Annotated in this window: 21 protein-coding genes; 8 read left to right on the top strand and 13 right to left on the bottom strand. The window is 54.9% G+C overall.

Translation table 11 applies throughout. From position 1 onward, the window contains the following. Positions 1–6: 6 nt before the first annotated feature. The 9 genes from atpH to asnC form a co-directional block, all read right to left on the bottom strand. Positions 7–540, bottom strand: a complete 534-nt coding sequence (gene atpH, locus CWM57_RS25265; protein ID WP_004202307.1) for a F0F1 ATP synthase subunit delta — start codon at positions 538–540, stop codon at positions 7–9. 14 nt (positions 541–554) lie between these two features. After that, positions 555–1,025, bottom strand: a complete 471-nt coding sequence (atpF, locus tag CWM57_RS25260; protein WP_004107293.1) for a F0F1 ATP synthase subunit B — start codon at positions 1,023–1,025, stop codon at positions 555–557. Positions 1,026–1,075: 50 nt separating this feature from the next. Continuing rightward, positions 1,076–1,315: a F0F1 ATP synthase subunit C gene (atpE, locus tag CWM57_RS25255; protein ID WP_000429386.1), complete on the bottom strand. Its 240-nt coding sequence runs from the start codon at positions 1,313–1,315 to the stop codon at positions 1,076–1,078. 48 nt (positions 1,316–1,363) lie between these two features. After that, the gene (gene atpB / locus CWM57_RS25250) at positions 1,364–2,179 is read right to left on the bottom strand and encodes a F0F1 ATP synthase subunit A (protein ID WP_016162026.1); all 816 of its coding nucleotides are present in this window, start codon (positions 2,177–2,179) and stop codon (positions 1,364–1,366) included. Between the two features lie 7 nt (positions 2,180–2,186). Beyond that, the gene (gene atpI / locus CWM57_RS25245; RefSeq protein WP_008806719.1) at positions 2,187–2,567 is read right to left on the bottom strand and encodes a F0F1 ATP synthase subunit I; all 381 of its coding nucleotides are present in this window, start codon (positions 2,565–2,567) and stop codon (positions 2,187–2,189) included. A 616-nt stretch (positions 2,568–3,183) separates the two neighbouring features. Continuing rightward, a complete protein-coding gene (gene rsmG / locus CWM57_RS25240; RefSeq protein WP_050887797.1) occupies positions 3,184–3,807 on the bottom strand; it encodes a 16S rRNA (guanine(527)-N(7))-methyltransferase RsmG in 624 nt (207 codons plus the stop codon). A gap of 116 nt (positions 3,808–3,923) precedes the next feature. Next, positions 3,924–5,813 (bottom strand): tRNA uridine-5-carboxymethylaminomethyl(34) synthesis enzyme MnmG, encoded by a 1,890-nt coding sequence (gene mnmG / locus CWM57_RS25235; RefSeq protein ID WP_061156287.1) that lies wholly within the window; start codon positions 5,811–5,813, stop codon positions 3,924–3,926. A gap of 381 nt (positions 5,814–6,194) precedes the next feature. Then, positions 6,195–6,635, bottom strand: a complete 441-nt coding sequence (mioC, locus tag CWM57_RS25230) for an FMN-binding protein MioC (RefSeq protein ID WP_008806716.1) — start codon at positions 6,633–6,635, stop codon at positions 6,195–6,197. Between the two features lie 98 nt (positions 6,636–6,733). Next, a complete protein-coding gene (asnC, locus tag CWM57_RS25225) occupies positions 6,734–7,192 on the bottom strand; it encodes a transcriptional regulator AsnC (RefSeq protein ID WP_002882510.1) in 459 nt (152 codons plus the stop codon). Positions 7,193–7,343: 151 nt separating this feature from the next. Here asnC and asnA point away from each other — a divergent pair, with 151 nt between their 5' ends. Continuing rightward, on the top strand, positions 7,344–8,336 hold the full coding sequence (gene asnA / locus CWM57_RS25220) for an aspartate--ammonia ligase (RefSeq protein WP_032733977.1): 993 nt from the start codon (positions 7,344–7,346) through the stop codon (positions 8,334–8,336). A gap of 4 nt (positions 8,337–8,340) precedes the next feature. Here asnA and viaA read toward each other — a convergent pair whose 3' ends face one another. Continuing rightward, complete coding sequence (gene viaA / locus CWM57_RS25215; RefSeq protein WP_008806714.1) at positions 8,341–9,789, bottom strand: ATPase RavA stimulator ViaA; 1,449 nt, start codon at positions 9,787–9,789, stop codon at positions 8,341–8,343. Then, positions 9,786–11,285 carry an ATPase RavA gene (ravA, locus tag CWM57_RS25210; RefSeq protein ID WP_100676559.1) on the bottom strand — a complete coding sequence of 500 codons (1,500 nt, stop codon included), beginning with the start codon at positions 11,283–11,285 and terminating at the stop codon, positions 9,786–9,788. The genes viaA and ravA overlap by 4 nt, the downstream gene beginning before the upstream one ends. Positions 11,286–11,502: 217 nt before the next feature. Between ravA and kup the strand changes: the two genes are divergently transcribed. The 7 genes from kup (at position 11,503) to rbsR (ending at position 19,410) form a co-directional block, all read left to right on the top strand. Then, positions 11,503–13,371: a low affinity potassium transporter Kup gene (gene kup, locus CWM57_RS25205; RefSeq protein WP_012543298.1), complete on the top strand. Its 1,869-nt coding sequence runs from the start codon at positions 11,503–11,505 to the stop codon at positions 13,369–13,371. Between the two features lie 185 nt (positions 13,372–13,556). Further along, a complete protein-coding gene (gene rbsD, locus CWM57_RS25200) occupies positions 13,557–13,976 on the top strand; it encodes a D-ribose pyranase (RefSeq protein ID WP_002882527.1) in 420 nt (139 codons plus the stop codon). 10 nt (positions 13,977–13,986) lie between these two features. Further along, a complete protein-coding gene (gene rbsA / locus CWM57_RS25195; protein WP_022064880.1) occupies positions 13,987–15,492 on the top strand; it encodes a ribose ABC transporter ATP-binding protein RbsA in 1,506 nt (501 codons plus the stop codon). 5 nt (positions 15,493–15,497) lie between these two features. Beyond that, positions 15,498–16,463 (top strand): ribose ABC transporter permease, encoded by a 966-nt coding sequence (gene rbsC, locus CWM57_RS25190; protein ID WP_048268358.1) that lies wholly within the window; start codon positions 15,498–15,500, stop codon positions 16,461–16,463. 27 nt (positions 16,464–16,490) lie between these two features. After that, a complete protein-coding gene (gene rbsB / locus CWM57_RS25185) occupies positions 16,491–17,381 on the top strand; it encodes a ribose ABC transporter substrate-binding protein RbsB (protein ID WP_012969238.1) in 891 nt (296 codons plus the stop codon). A gap of 100 nt (positions 17,382–17,481) precedes the next feature. Then, a complete protein-coding gene (gene rbsK, locus CWM57_RS25180) occupies positions 17,482–18,414 on the top strand; it encodes a ribokinase (RefSeq protein WP_162678220.1) in 933 nt (310 codons plus the stop codon). A gap of 3 nt (positions 18,415–18,417) precedes the next feature. After that, positions 18,418–19,410 carry a ribose operon transcriptional repressor RbsR gene (gene rbsR / locus CWM57_RS25175; protein WP_074385287.1) on the top strand — a complete coding sequence of 331 codons (993 nt, stop codon included), beginning with the start codon at positions 18,418–18,420 and terminating at the stop codon, positions 19,408–19,410. Here rbsR and mdtD read toward each other — a convergent pair. Together mdtD and CWM57_RS25165 are read right to left on the bottom strand one after the other, a co-directional pair. Then, positions 19,407–20,804, bottom strand: a complete 1,398-nt coding sequence (gene mdtD, locus CWM57_RS25170; protein WP_100676558.1) for a multidrug transporter subunit MdtD — start codon at positions 20,802–20,804, stop codon at positions 19,407–19,409. The two genes, rbsR and mdtD, sit on opposite strands and share 4 nt — an antisense overlap. Before the next feature lie 12 nt (positions 20,805–20,816). Next, a complete protein-coding gene (locus tag CWM57_RS25165; protein WP_074385285.1) occupies positions 20,817–21,518 on the bottom strand; it encodes a FadR/GntR family transcriptional regulator in 702 nt (233 codons plus the stop codon). Positions 21,519–21,897: the final 379 nt, after the last annotated feature.

The raw sequence follows: 21,897 nt of genomic DNA, 5'->3' as shown, positions 1-21,897 counted from the left end.
GTCCCCTTAAGACTGCAAGACGTCTGCAAGGCGATCAAGACGGCCGCGTACGCTACCATCAATGACCATATCACCCGCACGGATGATAATACCTGCCATAACAGACTTATCGATTTTGCAATTCAGCTTAACTTTGCGTGACAGACGTTTTTCCATCGCGCTGACGATCCTGGCAAGCTGTTCATCACTCAGTTGGTTGGCAGATATTACTTCTACCTCTGCGATGGCCTCACTGGCCGCGCGCAGGTGAATGAATTGCTCAAGAACGTCCGGGAGCACTTTCAGACGATTGTTTTCCGCCATCACCTTAATCAGGTTCTGGCCGTTTTCGTCGAGTTGCTCACCGCAGATAGCGATAAACGCTTCTGAGAGCGTTTCCGGCGCCAAAGCACCGGAGAGAAGCTCTGCCATTTGGTCGTTTTTGGTCACTTCGGCGGCAAACGCCAGCATATCCTGCCAGCGTTCAACACTGTTGTGTTCGACGGCAAAGTCAAAAGCTGCTTTGGCGTAGGGGCGAGCTACCGTTACAAATTCAGACATCAGCCCCTCCCTCCTTACAGTTCAGCGACAAGTTTATCCACGATGTCGCTGTTAGCAGCTTCATCCACGGAACGTTCGATGATCTTCTCGGCGCCAGCAACAGCCAGGATAGCGACCTGCTTACGCAGCTCCTCACGTGCACGTTTACGCTCAGCATCAATTTCAGCCTGCGCTTGTGCAACGATTTTGGTGCGTTCCTGTTCTGCTTCAGCTTTAGCTTCGTCCAGAATCTGAGAGCGACGCTTGTTCGCCTGCTCAATGATTACCTGGGCTTCCGCTTTCGCTTTTTTCAGCTGGTCGGTCGCGTTGGCCTGTGCAAGGTCCAAATCTTTCTTAGCGCGTTCTGCAGAAGCTAAACCGTCAGAAATCTCTTTCTGGCGTTTTTCGATGGCAGCCATTAAAGGCGGCCATACGTACTTCATGCAGAACCATACGAAGATAACAAACGCGATGGCCTGGCCGAGGATTGTTGCGTTCATGTTCACAGCACAATACCTCTTTAATTAACTCTGTGGCTTAGGTTTCTAACAACTTACTACGCGACGGCGAACATCACGTACAGACCCAGACCTACAGCGATCATCGGGATAGCATCCACCAGACCCATAACGATAAAGAACTGAGTACGCAGCAGAGGAATCAGATCCGGTTGACGCGCTGCGCCTTCCAGGAATTTACCTCCGAGGATGCCGATACCGATCGCAGCACCGATTGCCGCCAGACCCATCATCACAGCGGCAGCCATGTACAGCAGATCCATATTCAGGTTTTCCATGACAGTCTCCAGTTTGTTTCAGTTAAAACGTAGTAGTGTTGGTAAAAATCAATGCTCTTCGGACGCCATCGACAGATAGACAATCGTCAGAACCATGAAGATGAAGGCTTGCAGCGTAATAATCAGGATGTGGAAAATGGCCCAAGGCACATTCAGGATCCACTGTGACCACCACGGCAACAGACCAGCAATCAGAATGAAAATCAGCTCACCGGCATACATGTTGCCGAACAGTCGCAGACCAAGAGAAACCGGTTTGGACAGCAGGCTTACCCCTTCAAGGATTAAGTTGACAGGAATGAACGCCCAGTGATTGAACGGCTGCATGGTCAGTTCTTTAACGAACCCACCTACGCCTTTCATTTTGATGCTGTAGAAAATGATCAGGATGAACACGCCAAGCGCCATCGACAGGGTGATGTTCACGTCGGCAGACGGAACCACGCGCAGTGCAGGCAGGCCGAGTATGTGCTCACCGATCCAAGGTAAGAAATCGATAGGCAAGAGGTCCATCAGGTTCATCAGGAAGACCCAGACGAACACGGTCAGCGCCAGTGGCGCGATAACCTTGCTCTTGCCATGGTACATGTCTTTGACGCTGCCATGGACGAAGCCGATGATCATTTCGATGAAGGTTTGGAATTTCCCTGGTACGCCGCTGGTCGCTTTCTTAGCAACGCTACGGAACATGGCAAGGAACAGCAGACCGAGAACCACCGAGAAAAACATGGAGTCAATGTTGAGCGTCCAGAAGGTGGCTGTGTGGTTGTGCGGATCCACCAGCGAGAATGTACGTAGGTCCAGCTGAAGGTTGTTCAGATGGTGTCCTATGTAATCCTGCGGCGTCATATTTTCTGAAGCCATGATGCCTTTACCCTTTGTTGTTAATTACAGCTGGCGCCAGAACTTGTACCACCAGCACCAAAACCCACGTCACGATCAGCGGCATAAATACCACTTTTAAAACAGCCAGCGCCATCGCCAGAAGGGCGAAGGTCAGCAACACCTTGAAGGCTTCACCGAAGGCGAAGGTCCAGGCCACACGGCCTTTTGCTGGTGTATGCGCCTGATGACGCCAGGCAAAAATCATAAACATCAGGTTTGGCAAAACCACTGCCAAACCGCCGCATACTGCGGAAATGCCCCAGAAGGGGTCTTTGAGGCTGAACAGCAGTCCACTTGCTATTACTGCCAGTAACTGAATAAACAGAAGCTTGCGAGCAACGTTTCGACTCAAGAGCGACACTGACATCACGTTTTTACTCCTGCTCCCTTTGAGGTATGTCGCGTGTCGTATAAAACGTCCTTTAAGACGAAGAGTCAAGCATCAAAAAGCGGACAAATTATACGGTGACGCCCCGTGAATTCAAACAATAAGTAGCAAAATAGTGAATAAATGTTTAATTATTTTCCAACGGACAACTTTCCGTGCATTTCAGCGTTCTGTGAGCGGTCATACAAAACTGCAAATAGTGAGTAAACACGGCAATTAAAGCGTGCATTAGATCACATAATAAACATTTCACGTGCCCTTTAATGAATCAAGGACATAAAACACTATTTTTCATGCTTTTGATATTCAAGATAAAAAGTGAGGACATTATCTAAAACAACCCCACATACAATAAAAACCTTTTATTGACATTTATAATAAAAATTTAACATCACTATGCTGTTTATCCGTGTCGATTTTTAGCACCCTGATATTTTCAAAGTTGACTATTTTGTCAGTGAATCACTTACGCTAAGTTAACTGCAAGAAAAGCCATAGTAAAAACATGGTTAAATGCAGCCCGATAATATCGGAAGGTGACCTTTATTTTTGTAACATCCGCAGGCCACATTTTTTCCACATTTTTTGATAAAAACTAACGCGATTTTGGCGTGATCACCACCAGGTGCCGCTCCCCTTCCAGCTGAGGAACATGCAGCTCAATCACCTCGGCAATGGCATACCCTTCCGGCAGATTTTCCATTTCTTCTTTTTGCGCTAACCCTTTGAGCGCATAGAAGTGACCGTTCGCCGCCGGCAGATGATGGCACCAGCTCACCATATCATTGAGCGACGCGAAGGCGCGACTGATGACCCCATCAAACGGCGGTTCGGCAGGGAAGGCTTCCACGCGACTTTGCACCGGAGTAATGTTCTCCAGATTCAGTTCATGCTGCACCTGACGCAGGAAGCGCACGCGCTTGCCAAGACTGTCCAGCAGGGTGAAATGCGACTCCGGACGCACGATGGCCAGTGGAATGCCAGGGAGCCCCGGTCCGGTCCCGACATCGATAAAGCGCGAACCCTGCAGATAAGGCGCCACGATGATGCTGTCGAGGATATGACGCACCAGCATCTCATTCGGATCGCGAACGGAAGTCAGATTATAGGCTTTGTTCCACTTATCGAGCAGCCCGACGTAGGCCACCAGCTGGTTTTTCTGGTGATCGGTGAGCGAAATACCCGCTTCATCCAGCAGACGAGAAAGTTTGTTGAGCACGGTCAGTACCTTCAAAAAATAATGAGCCCGGAGGCGCTAACGCTTACCGGGCTATGAATGATAAAGGCGAACGCTGATTATGCAACTGCGAAATCAGCGCTGGCAGGTGGCCGCAATCAGGCGCTGCGGCGCAGCATCCCCTGCTTTTTCAGCCAGACCAGCAAAATAGAGATCGCCGCCGGCGTGATCCCGGAAATACGTGACGCCTGCCCTATCGACGACGGCTTATGGTCGTTCAGTTTGGCGATCACTTCGTTAGACAGCCCGGTGACCTGGCGGTAATCGAGCGTCGCCGGCAGCACGGTATTCTCGTTACGCTGCTGTTTCTCGATCTCATCCTGCTGGCGCGCGATATAACCCTCATACTTCACCTGGATCTCTACCTGCTCGGCCGCTTGTTGATCCTGCAGGCCTGGCGCGAACGGCGACAGCTGTACCAGCTGTTCGTAGGTCATTTCTGGACGACGCAGCAGATCTTCACCACTCGCTTCACGTGACAACGGCGCGGTCAAGTGAGCGTTCACTTCGGCAGCGCTCTCTGCCTGCGGGTTCACCCAGGTCGATTTCAGACGCTGGCGTTCACGTTCAATGCTTTCCAGCTTCTCGTTGTACCGCGCCCAGCGTTCATCGTCCACCAGACCCAGTTCGCGCCCCTGTTCGGTCAGGCGCAGGTCGGCGTTATCTTCGCGCAGCATCAGACGATATTCGGCACGGGAGGTAAACATGCGGTACGGTTCTTTGGTACCCAGGGTGCACAGGTCATCCACCAGCACGCCGAGATAAGCCTGATCGCGACGTGGCGCCCAGCCCTCTTTTTCCGCAGAGAAGCGGGCGGCGTTAAGACCGGCCAGCAGACCCTGAGCAGCGGCTTCTTCATAACCGGTGGTACCGTTGATCTGTCCGGCAAAGAACAGACCCTGAATGAATTTGCTCTCGAGTGTTGGCTTCAGATCGCGTGGGTCGAAGAAATCGTACTCAATGGCGTAGCCAGGACGGACGATCCGCGCGTTCTCCATCCCCTGCATTGAGCGGACGATTTGCATTTGCACATCAAACGGCAGGCTGGTGGAGATACCGTTCGGATAAATTTCGTTTGAGGTCAGGCCTTCCGGTTCAAGGAAGATCTGATGCTGATTGCGATCGGCAAAGCGCATGACTTTGTCTTCGATCGACGGGCAATAGCGTGGCCCGATCCCTTCGATCACTCCGGCGTACATTGGGCTGCGATCGAGGTTATTGCGGATCACGTCATGGGTTTTCTCGTTGGTATGGGTGATATAGCACGGCACCTGGCGCGGATGCTGATCCGCGGATCCCATGAACGAGAAGACCGGCATTGGGTTATCGCCGTGCTGTTGCGCCAGCACGCTGAAATCGATGGTGCGGGCGTCAATACGTGGCGGGGTACCTGTTTTCAGACGACTTACACGCAGCGGCAGCTCACGCAGACGACGAGACAGCGGGATTGACGGCGGATCGCCGGCACGGCCGCCGCTGTAGTTGTCCAGACCAATATGAATTTTGCCATCGAGGAAGGTCCCGACGGTCAACACCACCGCTTTAGCGCGGAATTTGAGGCCCATCTGAGTGACGGCACCCACGACGCGATCGTTTTCCACAATCAGATCTTCCACCGCCTGCTGGAAGATCATCAGGTTCGGCTGGTTCTCCAGCGCGGTGCGTACCGCCTGACGATACAGCACGCGGTCTGCCTGGGCACGAGTGGCACGTACCGCGGGCCCTTTGCTGGCGTTTAGTATCCTAAACTGAATACCCGCCTGATCGATTGCGGTTGCCATCAACCCGCCAAGTGCGTCCACTTCTTTTACCAGGTGTCCTTTCCCAATGCCGCCAATCGCCGGGTTGCAGCTCATCTGCCCCAGCGTGTCGATATTGTGTGTCAAAAGCAGGGTTTGTTGGCCCATTCGCGCTGCGGCCATCGCGGCCTCAGTGCCTGCATGACCCCCGCCAATGATAATGACGTCAAAAGGATCCTGATAAAACATGGTGATCTGCCTCGCATAACGCGGTTTGAAAATGGATTGAAGCCCGGGCCGTGGATTCTACTCGGCTTTGCTCTTTTGAGAAAGACTCCGGGATCCTGAGTATTAAAAAGAAGATCTTTATATAGAGATCTGTTCTATTGTGATCTCTTATTAGGATCGACTCTCTTTGTGGATAAGTCGGATCCGCGAAGTAAGATCAAATGCTTAAGAAGGATCACTATCTGTGAATGATCGGTGATCCTGGTCCGTATAAGCTGGGATCAAAATGAAGGGTTATACACAGCACAAAAACCATACGACGGTTATTCTTTGGATAACTACCGGTTGATCCAAGCTTTTAAGCATGGTTATCCACAGAAGATCCGACGATCTTTACAATTCTCAGAGCAAATTTTTCCAGGATCCCAGCCAGATTTCCGCTGGATCCTCCGGAATTTCATGTTCCAGTACGTTAATTTTCAGCGTTTCGCCGATCTGTTTTGCGCCGCTGGCCTTCAATGCTGCTTCTAATTTATCGATCGCGCCGCAGAAGGTGTCGTATTCGCGGCTGCCGATCCCGATGGCGCCAAAGCGCACGGCGGAAAGATCGGCCTTCTGCTCCAGCAATGCGTCATAGAAGGGAACCAGGTTGTCGGGAATGTCGCCGGCGCCATGCGTTGAAGAGATAACTAACCAGATCCCTTCCGCCTGCAGATCGTCAACCAGCGGACCGTGCTGGATTTCAGTGCTGTAGCCGGCTTCTTCCAGCTTTTCCGCCAGATGCTCTGCTACATATTCCGCACTGCCCAGGGTGCTGCCGCTGATAAGTGTAATGTCTGCCATGATCGCCGATCGCCCGCTCAACTGTTCAGAGTGGCGTATTGTACGCTGTGAGCGAGCTGGGATCTACCTGTGGAAAAATGTGGGATTAAAAAAAGCGATCAGGGCTTGATGGTACGCATGATCGGGTTCTGCAGCACGATCAGCGTCTCGGTGGACTGAATTTCATCAATTGTTTGGATCTTGTTGATAAGTACCTGCTGCAGGGCATCGATGGATTTACACATCACCTTAATAAAGATGCTGTAGTGGCCGGTGGTGTAATAAGCCTCGGTGACCTCCTCCAGGCTTTCCAGGCGAGCAAGGGCGGAAGGGTAGTCCTTGGCGCTCTTGAGAATAATGCCGATAAAGCAGCCGACATCATAGCCCAGTTGCTTGGGGCTAACGTCAATGCGCGCGCCGGTAATGATGCCCGCCTGCTTCATCTTCTCAACACGTACGTGGATGGTGCCTGGGCTGACGCTGAACTGTTTGGCCAGTTCGGCGTAGGCGGTACGAGCGTTGGCCATCAGCGCATCGAGAATGCCGCGGTCCAGATTGTCGATCTGATAATTTTCCATATCTTTTTCTTATGAAGTTTGAGGGTTCTTGCTATTTTAGCGCCATATTTTGATGAATTAAAAGTCGATGCGGCTTTTTATTGATTGATTATTGTATTGCGGCCCTGTTTTGTTGCTTAATCAATGGCAACAGGACGCAGGAGTTATAAAAATGAAAACCGCATATATCGCAAAACAACGCCAGATCAGTTTCGTTAAATCCCACTTTTCCCGTCAGCTGGAAGAGAAGCTTGGCCTGATTGAAGTCCAGGCGCCAATCTTAAGCCGCGTGGGCGATGGGACGCAGGATAACTTGTCCGGCTGCGAGAAAGCGGTTCAGGTAAAAGTGAAAACACTGCCCGACGCCCAGTTCGAAGTGGTTCATTCGCTGGCGAAGTGGAAGCGTCAAACCCTGGGACAACACGACTTCAGCGCGGGCGAAGGGCTTTACACGCACATGAAGGCCCTTCGCCCCGATGAAGACCGTCTGACGCCTATCCATTCCGTCTATGTCGACCAGTGGGACTGGGAGCGCGTGATGGGCGATGAAGAGCGTCACGTCGGCACTCTGAAGGCAACCGTCGAGGCGATCTACGCCGGGATCAAAGCTACCGAGCTGGCGGTCAGCCAGGAATTTGGCCTGAAGCCGTTTCTGCCGGAACAGATCCATTTTGTTCACAGCCAGGAGCTGCTGAGCCGCTATCCCGATCTTGATGCCAAAGGCCGTGAGCGAGCCATTGCCAAAGAGTTGGGGGCCGTCTTCTTAATTGGTATCGGCGGCAAACTGTCTGACGGTAAGCGCCACGACGTGCGTGCGCCGGATTACGATGACTGGAGCACAGAGGTTTCTGAAGGCTTTGCCGGTCTGAACGGCGATATCCTGGTGTGGAACCCGGTGCTGGAAGATGCTTTCGAGATCTCCTCAATGGGGATCCGCGTTGACGCCGAAGCGCTGAAGCGCCAGCTGGCCGTGACCGGCGATGAAGATCGCCTACAGCTTGAATGGCACCAGGCGCTGCTGCGCGGCGAGATGCCGCAGACTATCGGCGGCGGCATTGGCCAGTCTCGTCTGACGATGCTGCTGCTGCAGCTTGACCATATCGGCCAGGTACAGTGCGGCGTATGGCCGGCCCAGGTTCGCGAAAGCGTTTCCGCGCTGCTGTAATGAATTAGCGCCGCCAGCGTCGCAGCAGGCGGCTACGCAGCCCGGTATCAAAGCGCCAGATATGATCGAAGATGCGCATGATGCCGGGTTTGCCGTGTACCGACATCGCCACCGCGTGAAAACGGTGCTGGTGCTTACGCTGTAACTCCCCCACCTGAGCAATCACCTCATCCGGCAACCGCTGGGCGATAAAGTCAGAGATCACGACGGCATCCGCATCCACCCACTGCGGGTTTTGCAGACGTTCAATAATGGCGCGAAAACAGCTGGCCAGATCGGTACCGCCGCGAAAGCGCTGGCTTAAAAAGCGGATCGCCTGCTCCAGCCCGCGCTCGCTGGTCAGTTCGTAATGCACCACTTCGCTGGAGAACAGCATAATAAAGCAGCGACGGTTATCGGCCAGCGCGACGCGCATCAGGGCCAGACAAAAGGCCTTAGCGCACTGCTCGTTAAAACCGCCCATCGACCCTGACGTATCGACGCAGACAATAAAGGGCCCGCGCGGCTGTTCATCAAAATCCTGCCGTGTTACCGGGCGTTCGGTGATTTTCTCACGCCAGGCGTCGCCATGCAGCCGGTAGGTGAGCAGCTGCTTCTCCACCAGCTTGCGATAAAATTCAAACTCCAGCTCCGTGATGCCGAGCGTCGCCAGCTCCGGCGGCAGCAGCCGCAGAATGTCGTCACTCTGCTGAAGGCCGTCGACTTGCTCCGGTACTGTCGCCGGCTCGCGCACCAGGCTGCGAAAGGTTTCCATCGGGGCGTCTTTCTTCGGCACGGATTTCGCTTCCCGTGAACGCCCGAGTTGTTCCGCCAGCTGCAGCAGTTCCGGCTGCTGGTTGAGAAAATCGCCATAGCGCACGATCAGCTGATAGTCGCCGCGTTTGAGTTCGCCAGCGCTCATATCCCACAGACGCCCGGCGGCAGTGTCATTTTCCGCCAGTACCGGATCGAGCTGACCGCTGAGCGTCATTCGTTCCTGGACCTCACTGAGTAACTGGTCGCGTTCTTCATCCAGCAGTTGCTGGTTAAGGCTGGTGGCTTGCACCACCAGGCTCAGGCGCCAGCGCTGTAAAAACAGCGTATGCAGCGCCGGAGTAAAGGTGGCATTGTCATCCACCAGCTTCTGCGCCTGAGCGGCAAAAGGAGACTGTAGCTGGTGCAGTTTGCCGAGGATCTGCGGGAGCTGGACGATAAACTGCGAGGTAGAGAGCAGCTGAGCCTGCTGATAGGTTTGCACTTCGGCGTCCAGATCCGGCGGGACGTTAACTTCTTTCAAACGGGCGCGAACGGCTTCACGCCAGCGTGGAATATCCGCCGCGATGATGTTTTTCAGGCGGGGAAATTTCTCAAAGAACACCGCCAGCTGAGGAGAGGCCAGCAGCGCCAGCAGCATCTCCTCGATCATTCCCTCTTCGCTGACTGCCAGCATGACATTCAGCATATCGAGCGTCATGGCTGCTTCGCCTGTTTAATCTGCGCGCCGACGTCCTGCAGGCTGGCTTCGATTCTTCCCAGCCACTCGACCGGGATAAACAGACACTTTTGCTGCTCGCTGAAGCGGTTGTGTTGCTGGTGCCACTCATCATCGAGCGCCTCCAGCTGTTGGCGAATTTCTGCCGGCATGTTCTCCTGCGATGCGCTACCGGGCAGCGCGAGGCGTGAGCCCTGCAGGCTGACGTCGCGGACGACCAGGTGCTGGCTGGTGTCGACATCCATATTGAGCAGTTGGGCAAAGCCGATCCCGTTGAGCTTACCGCGGATCTCACCGCCTTTTTCCAGCCAGCTGGCTAACGCCTCGCGTTCAAAAGTAATGTGGATCACTTCCATATCGTGAAGTTTGAGCGGCTGCTGCAGCAGCAGCGTCAGGGTGGCCCCCTGGATCTCCGCCGGCAGTTCATAGTGCGGTTTGCGGCTAAACATCCCGCCAAGGCGGGTGACCTTCAGCGCCGTTTTGTCGCTTTGCTGCTGTTGGATCTGAATGCGTCGCTGGACAATGGCCCCCAGCCGCGTCAGCATCGCCTGCTGTTGCCAGGCGTGGCAGGTCATTAGCGTTTCCAGCTGCTGCGACATCAGGTTCATGCTCTCGACGTTGTGCCACAGACAATCTTTCAGCAGGATCAGATCTATCGGCGCGATGCTGTCGCGCCCGCTGAAGAAGGCGCTGGCCTGCAGCAGGCGAATGGCCTTTTTCCAACGGCGATCCGAGACGTACGGCGCATTTGGTAGAGCATCCAGCTGCTGGCGGAGCTGGAATATCAGCTCAAACACCGCGTCTGGCAGTTTGATATTGCCGATCTGCTGCTGCCATTGGGTAAACTCTTCGTCGCTAACCTGCAGCGCGCTGGGCACTGGATTGATGTTTTCATCCTGCTGGCTGACCAGCATTGAACGGAAATTACCTTTATCCTGCACTTTATCAAGCCACAGACGGATCAGCATTCGGTCATACAGCGCTTCCAGACTGCTGTCGGCTTCGGGGAGTTCGTTCGACGCGGCCACCAGCAGGCGCATCGGGATTTTCTCTTCGTGCGCGCCATTGCGGAAGTGACGTTCGTTAATCGCCGTCAGCAGGGTGTTGAGGATGGCCGGACCCGCTTTCCATATTTCATCGAGAAACACGATTTCTGCTTCCGGCAGGTAGCCGGCGGTTAAACGTTCGTAACGGCCTTCATCTTTCAGCGCCTGAATGGACAGTGGCCCAAAAACCTCTTCCGGGGTGGAGAAGCGGGTCATCAGGTATTCAAAAGCGCGCGCCTGCTGGAAGGCGAACTTGAGGCGGCGGGCAATCAGGCTTTTGGCGATCCCCGGTGGGCCGAGCAAAAAAACGCTCTCGCCGCTGAGCGCCGCCAGCAGGCAAAGGCGTATCGCGTGGCTGCGTTCAAAGAGTCCTTTTTCGAGTGCGGTGCTGAGCCGGGAAATTCTTTCAGCCAGTAAATGTGTTTGAGCCATAATTGAGTTGCGTGCTTTGTCATGTATCGTTATTGGGTCGAGTATAGATGTTAGAGCAGGGGCGGTAATAGCCTGAAGAATCGATTTATTTTTTTTGAGCCAGGTTAATATGGTGTCTGTTAGGGGTACGATTTCGCAAATAATCGTGCATACTGTGCGCTTTTTGTGGGCCAAGGGACTAGGCACACATTTGTTTTATAAACGAAAAGACTAGTCTATGAGCACTGATAATAAACAATCGTTGCCGGCATTAACGTTGGCGGCCATCGGCGTGGTGTACGGCGATATCGGTACCAGTCCACTGTATACCTTGCGCGAATGCCTGTCAGGTCAGTTCGGCTTTGGCGTTGAGCGCGATGCCGTGTTTGGCTTTTTGTCGCTGATTTTCTGGCTGTTAATCTTTACCGTATCGATTAAATACATCACCTTCGTAATGCGGGCGGATAACGCCGGGGAAGGGGGGATCTTAACGCTGATGTCGCTGGCCGGACGTAATACCTCGGCCCGAATGACCTCCGTACTGGTGATCCTCGGCCTGATCGGCGGTAGCTTCTTCTATGGCGAAGTGGTGATTACGCCGGCGATTTCCGTTATGTCGGCGATAGAGGGGTTAGAAATTATCGCCCCGCAGCTTGATACCTGGATTGTCCCTATCTCCATTATCGTGCTGACCCTGCTGTTTGTGATCCAGAAGCACGGGACCGGAATGGTCGGTAAGCTGTTTGCGCCGATTATGCTGATTTGGTTCCTGTTGCTGGCAGTGCTTGGCGCGCGCAGCATCCTCGATAACCCGGAAGTTCTGCAGGCACTAAACCCCTACTGGGCGGTGCACTTTTTCCTGCAGTACAAAACGGTTTCCTTTATTGCGCTCGGTGCGGTGGTGCTGTCGATTACCGGGGTGGAAGCGCTGTACGCCGATATGGGGCACTTTGGCAAACTGCCGATCCGCGTGGCCTGGTTCTCCGTCGTGCTGCCCTCGCTGGTGCTGAACTACTTTGGCCAGGGCGCGCTGCTGCTGAAGCACCCGGAAGCGATTAAAAACCCGTTCTTCCTGCTGGCGCCGGAGTGGGCGCTGATCCCGATGCTGATTATCGCCACGCTGGCGACGGTTATCGCCTCGCAGGCGGTGATCTCCGGGGTCTTCTCCCTGACCCGTCAGGCAGTGCGTCTGGGCTATCTGTCGCCGATGCGCATTATCCACACCTCGGAAATGGAGTCCGGGCAGATTTACATCCCGTTCATTAACTGGCTGCTGTACGTTTCTGTGGTCATCGTCATTGTCAGCTTTGAGCATTCGTCTAATCTGGCGGCGGCGTACGGTATCGCGGTAACGGGCACCATGGTGCTGACCTCCATTCTGTCGGCAACGGTGGCGCGCAAAAACTGGCACTGGAATAAGCTGTTTGTCGGCCTGATGCTGGTGGCCTTCCTGTGTATCGATATCCCGCTGTTCTCGGCGAACCTCGATAAGATTGTCTCCGGTGGCTGGCTACCGTTGTCTCTGGGGCTGGTGATGTTTACGGTGATGACCACCTGGAAGAGCGAGCGTTTCCGCCTGCTGCGCCGGATGCACGAGCACGGTAACTCGCTGGAAGCGATGATCTCTTCGCTGGAGAAGTCACCGCCGGTGCGTGTGCCGGGTACCGCGGTGTATATGTCCCGCGCCCTGAACGTGATCCCGTTTGCCCTGCTGCATAACCTGAAGCACAACAAGGTGCTGCATGAGCGAGTGATCCTTCTGACCTTGCGCACCGAAGACGCGCCTTACGTGCATAACGTTCGCCGGGTGCAGATCGAGCAGCTGTCGCCGTCGTTCTGGCGGGTGGTGGCCAGCTACGGCTGGCGGGAAACGCCAAACGTTGAAGAAGTATTCCATCGCTGTGGCCTGGAAGGACTCAGCTGCCGGATGATGGAGACCTCGTTCTTTATGTCGCATGAGTCGCTGATTATCGGCAAACGACCGTGGTATCTGCGTCTGCGCGGCAAGCTTTATCTGCTGCTGCAGCGTAACGCCTTGCGCGCGCCGGATCAGTTTGAAATCCCGCCAAACCGGGTTATCGAGCTCGGTACCCAGGTCGAAATATGATGTAAAAAAAGCCCTTCCATTGCGAAGGGCTTTTTGTTTCTCACTCCGGCTGTAACGTCCTGTCTATGCTTCGCGAAACGTTTCGATGGCGATCACATTTCTCTTCTCTGATGATGGTTTTCTGCTCACGCATTGATAATAATTATGTTAGCGAAACGTTTCGCTAGTGGAGCAAAAGAGAAAAAATGAAAAAAGGCACCGTACTTAACGCTGATATTTCCGCGGTCATCTCCCGCCTGGGCCACACCGATACGCTGGTGGTCTGCGATGCCGGATTACCGGTTCCCCGCAGCAGCACGCGCATTGATATGGCGCTGACGCAGGGCGTACCTTCATTTATGCAGGTGCTGGAAGTGGTGACGACGGAAATGCAGGTTGAAGCGGCTGTTATCGCGGAAGAGATTAAAACCCATAATCCGCAGCTCCACGCGACGTTGCTCACTCACCTTGAGCAGCTGCAGCAGCACCAGGGAAATACCATTGAAATTCGTTACACCAGCCATGAGCAGTTCAAAAAACAAACCGCAGACAGTCAGGCGGTAATTCGCAGCGGGGAGTGTTCCCCGTTTGCGAATATCATTCTCTGTGCCGGCGTCACGTTCTGAGGTCGCCGTCATGGAAGCCTTATTGCAACTGAAAGGGATCGATAAAGCGTTCCCTGGCGTCAAGGCGCTCTCCGGCGCGGCGCTGAATGTCTATGCCGGTCGGGTAATGGCGCTGGTAGGAGAGAATGGCGCTGGCAAGTCCACTATGATGAAGGTGCTGACCGGGATCTACACCCGTGATGCCGGCTCTTTGCTGTGGTTAGGCAAAGAGACGACCTTTAACGGCCCAAAATCCTCCCAGGAAGCCGGGATCGGCATCATCCACCAGGAACTGAACCTGATCCCGCAATTAACGATTGCCGAGAACATCTTCCTTGGCCGCGAGTTCGTTAACCGCTTCGGCAAAATCGACTGGAAGCAGATGTATACCGAAGCCGACAAGCTGCTGGCAAAGCTGAATCTCCGCTTTAACAGCCAGAAGCTGGTGGGCGATCTGTCGATTGGCGATCAGCAAATGGTGGAGATCGCCAAAGTGCTGAGCTTCGAGTCAAAGGTCATCATTATGGATGAACCGACCGATGCGCTGACCGATACCGAAACTGAATCGCTGTTCCGCGTCATCCGCGAACTGAAGTCACAGGGGCGCGGCATTGTCTATATCTCCCACCGTATGAAAGAGATCTTCGAGATTTGCGACGACGTCACCGTCTTTCGCGACGGGCAGTTTATCGCCGAGCGCGAAGTGGCTTCGCTGGATGAGGACCGACTGATCGAGATGATGGTCGGCCGTAAGCTGGAAGATCAATATCCACATCTCGATAAGGCGCCGGGCGCGGTGCGCCTGAAGGTCGATAATCTCTGCGGCCCGGGCGTGGAAAACGTGACCTTTACCTTGCGCCAGGGGGAAATCCTGGGTGTCGCCGGGCTGATGGGCGCCGGACGGACCGAACTGATGAAAGTGCTGTACGGCGCGCTGCCGCGCAGCAGCGGCTCCGTGACGCTGGATGGCCATGAAGTGGTGACCCGCTCGCCGCAGGACGGTCTGGCGAACGGCATTGTCTATATCTCCGAAGATCGTAAGCGCGATGGCCTGGTTCTCGGGATGTCGGTAAAAGAAAACATGTCCCTGACTGCGCTGCGCTACTTCAGCCGGGCGGGCGGCAGCCTCAAACATAAAGATGAACAGCAGGCGGTCAGTGATTTCATTCGGCTGTTTAACGTCAAAACGCCGTCCATGGAGCAGGCGATCGGCCTGCTTTCCGGCGGCAACCAGCAAAAGGTCGCCATTGCCCGCGGGCTGATGACCCGGCCAAAGGTGCTGATCCTTGATGAACCGACCCGCGGCGTCGACGTCGGGGCGAAGAAAGAGATCTACCAGCTCATCAATCAGTTCAAAGCCGATGGCCTGAGCATCATTCTGGTCTCCTCTGAGATGCCGGAGGTGTTGGGCATGAGCGATCGCATCATTGTTATGCATGAAGGGCATCTCGGCGGTGAATTCACACGCGAGCAGGCCACCCAGGAAGTATTGATGGCTGCCGCTGTGGGCAAGCTTAACCGTGTGAATCAGGAGTAAGAAAGATGACAACCCAGGCTGTTACTGGTCGCCGTTATTTCACGAAAGCGTGGCTGATGGAGCAAAAATCGCTGATTGCCCTGCTGGTGCTGATCGCGGTGGTATCGACCATGAGCCCCAACTTTTTTACCGTCACTAACCTGTTCAATATCCTGCAACAGACCTCCGTTAACGCCATCATGGCGGTAGGGATGACGCTGGTTATACTGACCTCGGGGATCGACCTGTCCGTCGGCTCCCTGTTGGCGCTCACCGGTGCGGTGGCAGCGTCGATTGTTGGCATTGAGGTTAATGCGCTGGTGGCGGTCGCTGCTGCCCTCGCATTGGGTGCCGCGATCGGCGCAGTCACCGGGGTGATTGTGGCGAAAGGCCGCGTGCAGGCCTTCATCGCCACTCTGGTGATGATGCTGCTGCTGCGCGGCGTGACCATGGTGTACACCAACGGCAGTCCGATCAACACCGGCTTTAGCGATAACGCCGATCTGTTTGGCTGGTTTGGCATCGGGCGTCCGCTGGGGATCCCGACGCCGGTATGGATCATGGCGATTGTCTTCCTGGCGGCCTGGTACATGCTGCACCATACTCGCCTGGGCCGTTATATTTACGCGCTGGGCGGTAATGAAGCGGCGACGCGTCTGTCCGGGATTAGCGTCAATAAAGTCAAAATTATCGTCTACGCCTTGTGCGGGATGCTGGCGTCGCTGGCCGGGATCATCGAAGTGGCGCGTCTCTCTTCCGCGCAGCCGACGGCGGGGACGGGCTATGAGCTGGACGCCATTGCGGCGGTGGTGCTCGGTGGCACCAGCCTCGCGGGCGGCAAAGGACGCATTGTCGGCACGCTGATTGGCGCGCTGATCCTTGGCTTCCTGAATAATGGTCTTAATCTTTTAGGCGTTTCTTCCTATTACCAGATGATCGTTAAAGCGGTGGTGATTTTGCTGGCGGTACTGGTAGATAACAAAAAGCAGTAACTGAGAACTCTACAGGACATCTTAACTATGAATATGAAAAAACTGGCGACCCTGGTCTCTGCTGTTGCGCTAAGTGCGACCGTCAGCGCAAACGCGATGGCCAAAGACACCATCGCTCTGGTTATCTCTACTCTCAACAACCCATTCTTCGTGTCGCTGAAAGACGGCGCGCAAAAAGAAGCTGACAAGCTGGGCTACAACCTGGTGGTGCTGGACTCTCAGAACAACCCGGCGAAAGAGCTGGCGAACGTCCAGGATTTAACGGTGCGCGGCGCCAAGCTGCTGCTGATCAACCCCACCGACTCTGATGCCGTCGGCAACGCCGTGAAGATGGCAAACCAGGCGAAAATCCCGGTCATCACCCTTGACCGTCAGGCCACAAAAGGCGATGTCGTGAGCCATATTGCGTCTGACAACGTGCAGGGCGGAAAAATGGCTGGCGATTACATCGCGAAAAAAGTGGGTGAAAGTGCGAAAGTCATTGAGCTGCAGGGCATTGCCGGGACTTCTGCGGCGCGCGAGCGCGGCGAAGGCTTTAAACAGGCCGTGGCGGCGCACAAGTTTAACGTCCTGGCCAGCCAGCCGGCCGATTTCGACCGTACCAAAGGGCTGAACGTGATGCAGAACCTGCTGACCGCACACCCTGACGTGCAGGCGGTGTTCGCGCAAAATGATGAAATGGCGCTCGGCGCTCTGCGTGCGCTGCAGACTGCAGGCAAATCCGATGTGATGGTGGTTGGATTTGACGGCACTCCGGATGGCGAAAAAGCAGTAAACAGTGGCAAACTGGCGGCGACCGTCGCACAGTTGCCGGAGCAGATCGGCGCGAAAGGCGTTGAGACGGCTGATAAGGTACTGAAGGGCGAAAAAGTGGAAGCTAACTACCCGGTTGAGCTGAAACTGGTCGTTAAGCAGTAATATGCGATTCGGACTGGCAACGGTCCGAGGGACAATATAAAAAAAGAAAAGCAGGGCATGCGCCACCGGATTCCGGTGGCGCGCTTTCCCGGGAACAGAAATGATGAAAACTGCAGGCAAACTTGTCGTCCTTGGCAGTATCAATGCCGATCACATTCTTAACCTTGACACTTTCCCGACGCCGGGTGAGACCGTCACCGGCAACCACTATCAGGTGGCGTTCGGTGGTAAAGGGGCTAACCAGGCGGTGGCCGCCGGGCGCAGCGGAGCGGATATCGCGTTTATCGCCTGCACCGGCGATGACGATATCGGTGAACGCATCCGTCGTCAGCTGGCGAGCGACAAAATCGACGTGGCGCCCGTGCGCGCGGTCGCCGGGGAAGCGACCGGCGTGGCGTTAATCTTCGTGAACGCCGAAGGTGAGAATGTCATCGGTATTCATGCCGGCGCCAATGCGGCGCTTTCCGTCTCCCAGGTTGAGGCCGAAAAAGAACGTATCGCCAGCGCACAGGCACTGTTAATGCAGCTGGAGACGCCGCTGGAGAGCGTGCTGGCGGCGGCGAGAATCGCTCATCACCATCAGACTACCGTGGTGCTGAACCCCGCGCCAGCGCGTGAGCTCTCAGATGAATTGCTGGCGCTGGTGGATATCATTACCCCCAACGAAACCGAAGCGGAAAAGCTGACCGGTATTCGCGTTGAGAGCGACGAGGATGCGGCAAAAGCCGCCGACGTGCTGCATGCCAAAGGCATTGGTACGGTGATGATCACCCTCGGCAGCCGCGGCGTCTGGCTCAGTGCCGAAGGCGAAAGTCGTCGGATCCCGGGCTTTCGCGTGCAGGCCATTGATACTATCGCGGCCGGTGATACCTTTAACGGCGCGCTGGTAACCGCGTTGCTGGAAGGGACTTCCCTGCCAGAAGCGATCCGCTTTGCGCATGCCGCGGCGGCGATCGCCGTGACCCGCAAAGGCGCACAGCCGTCCGTGCCGTGGCGCACAGAGATTGATGAATTTTTAGCGCAACAGGGGTAATGCTTGGCTACGATGAAAGATGTGGCCCGCATCGCGGGCGTTTCCACATCGACGGTGTCACACGTCATCAATAAGGACCGTTTTGTCAGCGAGGCGATTACCGCCAAAGTAGACGCTGCGATCAAAAGCCTCAACTACGCGCCCTCTGCGCTGGCGCGTAGCCTCAAGCTTAATCAAACCCGCACTATCGGCATGCTCATTACCGCCAGTACCAATCCGTTTTATTCGGAGCTGGTGAGGGGCGTGGAGCGCAGCTGTTTTGAGCGGGGTTATAGCCTCGTACTCTGTAATACGGAAGGTGATGAGCAGCGAATGAATCGTAATCTGGAGACGCTAATGCAAAAACGCGTCGATGGACTACTGCTGCTGTGCACGGAGACCCATCAGCCTTCTCCGGAAATTATGCAGCGCTATCCGTCGGTACCGACGGTCATGATGGACTGGGCCCCCTTTGATGGCGATAGCGATCTGATTCAGGATAACTCGCTGCTTGGCGGCGATATGGCGACTCAGTATCTGATTGACCAGGGGTATTCGCGCATTGCCTGTATTGCCGGCCCGCTGGATAAAACCCCGGCGCGTCTGCGCCTTGAAGGTTACCATGCTGCGATGGCGCGCTGCGGCCTGCCGGTTGCCGATGGATACGTGGTGACCAGTGATTTTGAGTTTGGCGGCGGGTTTAGCGCGATGCAGCAGCTGCTGGCTTTGCCGCAGCGGCCGCAGGCGGTATTTGTCGGCAACGATGCCATGGCGGTTGGCGCTTATCAGGCGTTGTACCAGGCCGGTTTGCAGATCCCGCAGGACATGGCGCTGGTGGGCTACGATGATATTGAGCTGGCACGCTATATGACGCCGCCGTTGACCACCATTCACCAGCCAAAAGATGAGCTGGGAGAACTGGCCATCGATGTGCTGATCCATCGAATGGCCGATCCGCAGCAAAAACAGCAGCGCGTTCAGTTAACGCCGGAGCTGGTGGTTCGTGGCTCCGCTTAGCGTTTGTGCCGCTCGCTAATCAGATTGCGGCCATCCTTCGCTCTTAACAGCATAAACATCAATGCCGACACGATGGTGATCACGCCCATGGTGATAAAGGTGTAGTGAAACTGCTGTACCGTGCTGGCATTGTCAAAACCTTCATAGAAGCGCAACACCGCAGCGCTGATGGCCACCCCGAGACTGATTGAAAGCTGCTGGGTCACCGCCAGCAGGCTGTTACCGCTGCTGGCATTGTCATCCGTCAGGTCGGCCAGCGTAATGGTATTCATCGAGGTGAACTGCGTGGACATCGCCATCCCCAGCACAAACAGTGGCAGAAGAAGCATCCACAGCGGCATCTCTGGCGACTGCAGCGAGAACTGGGCAATCATGAGGCCAATAAATACCGTGATCCCCACCAGGGTCTTACGATAGCCAAACCAGCGCAGCACCTGGGTAACGGTAGATTTCGCAATAATGGAGCCGATAGCGGTAGGGGCAATCATACAGCCGGCGATAATGGCCGGATAGCCGAAGCCAACCTGCAGCATCAGCGGCATCAGGAATGGTACGCAGCCGGTACCTAAACGCGTGGCAAGGTTGCCAGCAATGCCGACTGAGAAAGTATGCGTCTTAAATAAAGAGAGCGAGATAAGCGGCGCAGGATGGCGGCGCGCGTGGCGAACATAGGCCGCGAGCAGTAACAGACTGACGGCAATTACGGCCAGCGCCAGCCATGTCGCCACGATTTTTTCTCCAAACAGTTCAATACCGCTGGAAAACAGTACCAGGCTTAAGCCAAATAACAGAAAACCGGTTATATCGAAGCGCCTGCGCGGCGTCGTGAAATTTGGCATGTATTTGCGGGCATAGAGAATACCGATGATGCCGATGGGAATGTTTATCAGGAAAATCCAATGCCAGCTGGCCCAGGTGACAAACACCCCACCGAGCACGGGGCCCAGTATCGGCCCCACCAGACCTGGCATGGTCACAAAGTTGAGTACCGGAAGCAGCTCGCTGCGGGGATAGGCGCGCAGCAGCGCCAGTCTCGCCACCGGCATCATCATCGCCCCGCCGATCCCCTGAATTACCCGAAAAATGACCAGCTCCATTAATGAGCTGGAGAGCGCGCAGGCGAGGGACCCCAAAGTGAACAAGCTAACAGCGATGATAAAGACCCGGCGCGTACCAAAGCGATCGGCTAGCCAGCCGCTGACCGGGATCAGCATCGCCACCGTCAGCGTATAGCTGATAATGGCAGACTGCATTGCTAAGGGAGAACGATTAAGACTGTGGGCGATAGCCGGGAGGGCGGTGTTGAGAATGGTGGCATCCAGCGCCTGCATAAAGAAGGCCATCGCCGCGATCCACGGCAGGCCGGCCATGCTGCGCCCTTTTTTTCTGCTCATGCCAATTCCTTGTTATTGATTTACGTGGTGAGGGGCGTTCAACAACGCCTGACAGGCGAGCAAGGCACCTGGCGCATCACTGTTGAGAATGGCATCGACAATCGCCTGGTGGAGATCGAGCTTCACCACTTCATTTTGCGTAATCGACGTGAAGTAGGTGTGGTAGACCGAATGAAATAAAGAAGCGAATGAGCTGAGGAATGGATTACCGCTCATTTCATAGATGTGTTCATGCCAGGCCATATCGACATCTATCCAGCGATCGCGCTGAAAATGACGTTTCAAGGCAATCATCTCTTCCATTAAGGTATTGAGCTGCGCTTTTTGCTCTGTGGTGCCATTAGCGGCAGCGAGAAAACAGGCTTGTGGCTCCAGGCTGCTGCGCATGACGAGAAAGTGGCTCACCACTTCTTCGAAGTTATCTTCTGTTAGCCACCAGGACAGCAGTTCCTTATCCAGGAAGTTCCAGCTGCTGCGCGGCATCACCCGGGTGCCAATGCGAGGTCGAGGTAGCAACATGCCTTTTGCCGTAAGCGTCTTCACCGCTTCACGGACGGCGGTACGGCTTACGCCGAACTGCTCCCCCAACTCCATCTCGCCGGGAAGAATGCTTTCCGGCTGATATTCGCCAGTCAGTATTTTTTGGGCGAGCTTCTCGGCCAGTACCCAGGAGATGTTCTTTTGTGCCGCCAGTTGCTGTGCGCTTAAAGACATAAATGCCGTTCCTTTCTTTTCTTTACTCTAACAGTATGCCACCAGGCGCCCCGTTTCGTCGGTTAAAACAGCAAAACGGCGGTTTTTTGCGACATTCCTCGCCGCTTTGTTGAAAAAAGAGACGGTTGAAAAGTTTTTTTGAATTTCCCCTTGTCACCTCAGAATTACTCCCTATAATGCGCCTCCACTGACACGGAACAACGGCAAGCAAGCCGCCGGGTCAGCGGGGTTCCGGTGAGAACCTCGCGGGGGAAAGCAAAAATAAATGCTTGACTCTGCAGCGGGAAAGCGTAATATGCACACCCCGCGCCGCAGCGAAAAACGAAGCGGCACTGCTCTTTAACAATTTATCAGACAATCTGTGTGGGCACTCAAAGTG

Origin of the sequence: Klebsiella sp. G-Nf4, from assembly GCF_002810615.1 — a bacterium.
Taxonomy (GTDB): domain Bacteria; phylum Pseudomonadota; class Gammaproteobacteria; order Enterobacterales; family Enterobacteriaceae; genus Klebsiella; species Klebsiella variicola.
This window is presented reverse-complemented; position numbering and strand designations above follow the sequence as displayed.

Coding starts and splice junctions, on each gene's coding strand:
- atpH (WP_004202307.1), bottom strand. CDS start 540: ATGTCTGAATTTGTAACGGTAGCTCGCCCCTACGCCAAAGCAGCTTTT.
- atpE (WP_000429386.1), bottom strand. CDS start 1,315: ATGGAAAACCTGAATATGGATCTGCTGTACATGGCTGCCGCTGTGATG.
- atpB (WP_016162026.1), bottom strand. CDS start 2,179: ATGGCTTCAGAAAATATGACGCCGCAGGATTACATAGGACACCATCTG.
- atpI (WP_008806719.1), bottom strand. CDS start 2,567: ATGTCAGTGTCGCTCTTGAGTCGAAACGTTGCTCGCAAGCTTCTGTTT.
- mnmG (WP_061156287.1), bottom strand. CDS start 5,813: ATGTTTTATCAGGATCCTTTTGACGTCATTATCATTGGCGGGGGTCAT.
- mioC (WP_008806716.1), bottom strand. CDS start 6,635: ATGGCAGACATTACACTTATCAGCGGCAGCACCCTGGGCAGTGCGGAA.
- asnC (WP_002882510.1), bottom strand. CDS start 7,192: ATGGAAAATTATCAGATCGACAATCTGGACCGCGGCATTCTCGATGCG.
- asnA (WP_032733977.1), top strand. CDS start 7,344: ATGAAAACCGCATATATCGCAAAACAACGCCAGATCAGTTTCGTTAAA.
- viaA (WP_008806714.1), bottom strand. CDS start 9,789: ATGACGCTCGATATGCTGAATGTCATGCTGGCAGTCAGCGAAGAGGGA.
- ravA (WP_100676559.1), bottom strand. CDS start 11,285: ATGGCTCAAACACATTTACTGGCTGAAAGAATTTCCCGGCTCAGCACC.
- kup (WP_012543298.1), top strand. CDS start 11,503: ATGAGCACTGATAATAAACAATCGTTGCCGGCATTAACGTTGGCGGCC.
- rbsD (WP_002882527.1), top strand. CDS start 13,557: ATGAAAAAAGGCACCGTACTTAACGCTGATATTTCCGCGGTCATCTCC.
- rbsA (WP_022064880.1), top strand. CDS start 13,987: ATGGAAGCCTTATTGCAACTGAAAGGGATCGATAAAGCGTTCCCTGGC.
- rbsC (WP_048268358.1), top strand. CDS start 15,498: ATGACAACCCAGGCTGTTACTGGTCGCCGTTATTTCACGAAAGCGTGG.
- rbsB (WP_012969238.1), top strand. CDS start 16,491: ATGAATATGAAAAAACTGGCGACCCTGGTCTCTGCTGTTGCGCTAAGT.
- rbsK (WP_162678220.1), top strand. CDS start 17,482: ATGATGAAAACTGCAGGCAAACTTGTCGTCCTTGGCAGTATCAATGCC.
- mdtD (WP_100676558.1), bottom strand. CDS start 20,804: ATGAGCAGAAAAAAAGGGCGCAGCATGGCCGGCCTGCCGTGGATCGCG.
- CWM57_RS25165 (WP_074385285.1), bottom strand. CDS start 21,518: ATGTCTTTAAGCGCACAGCAACTGGCGGCACAAAAGAACATCTCCTGG.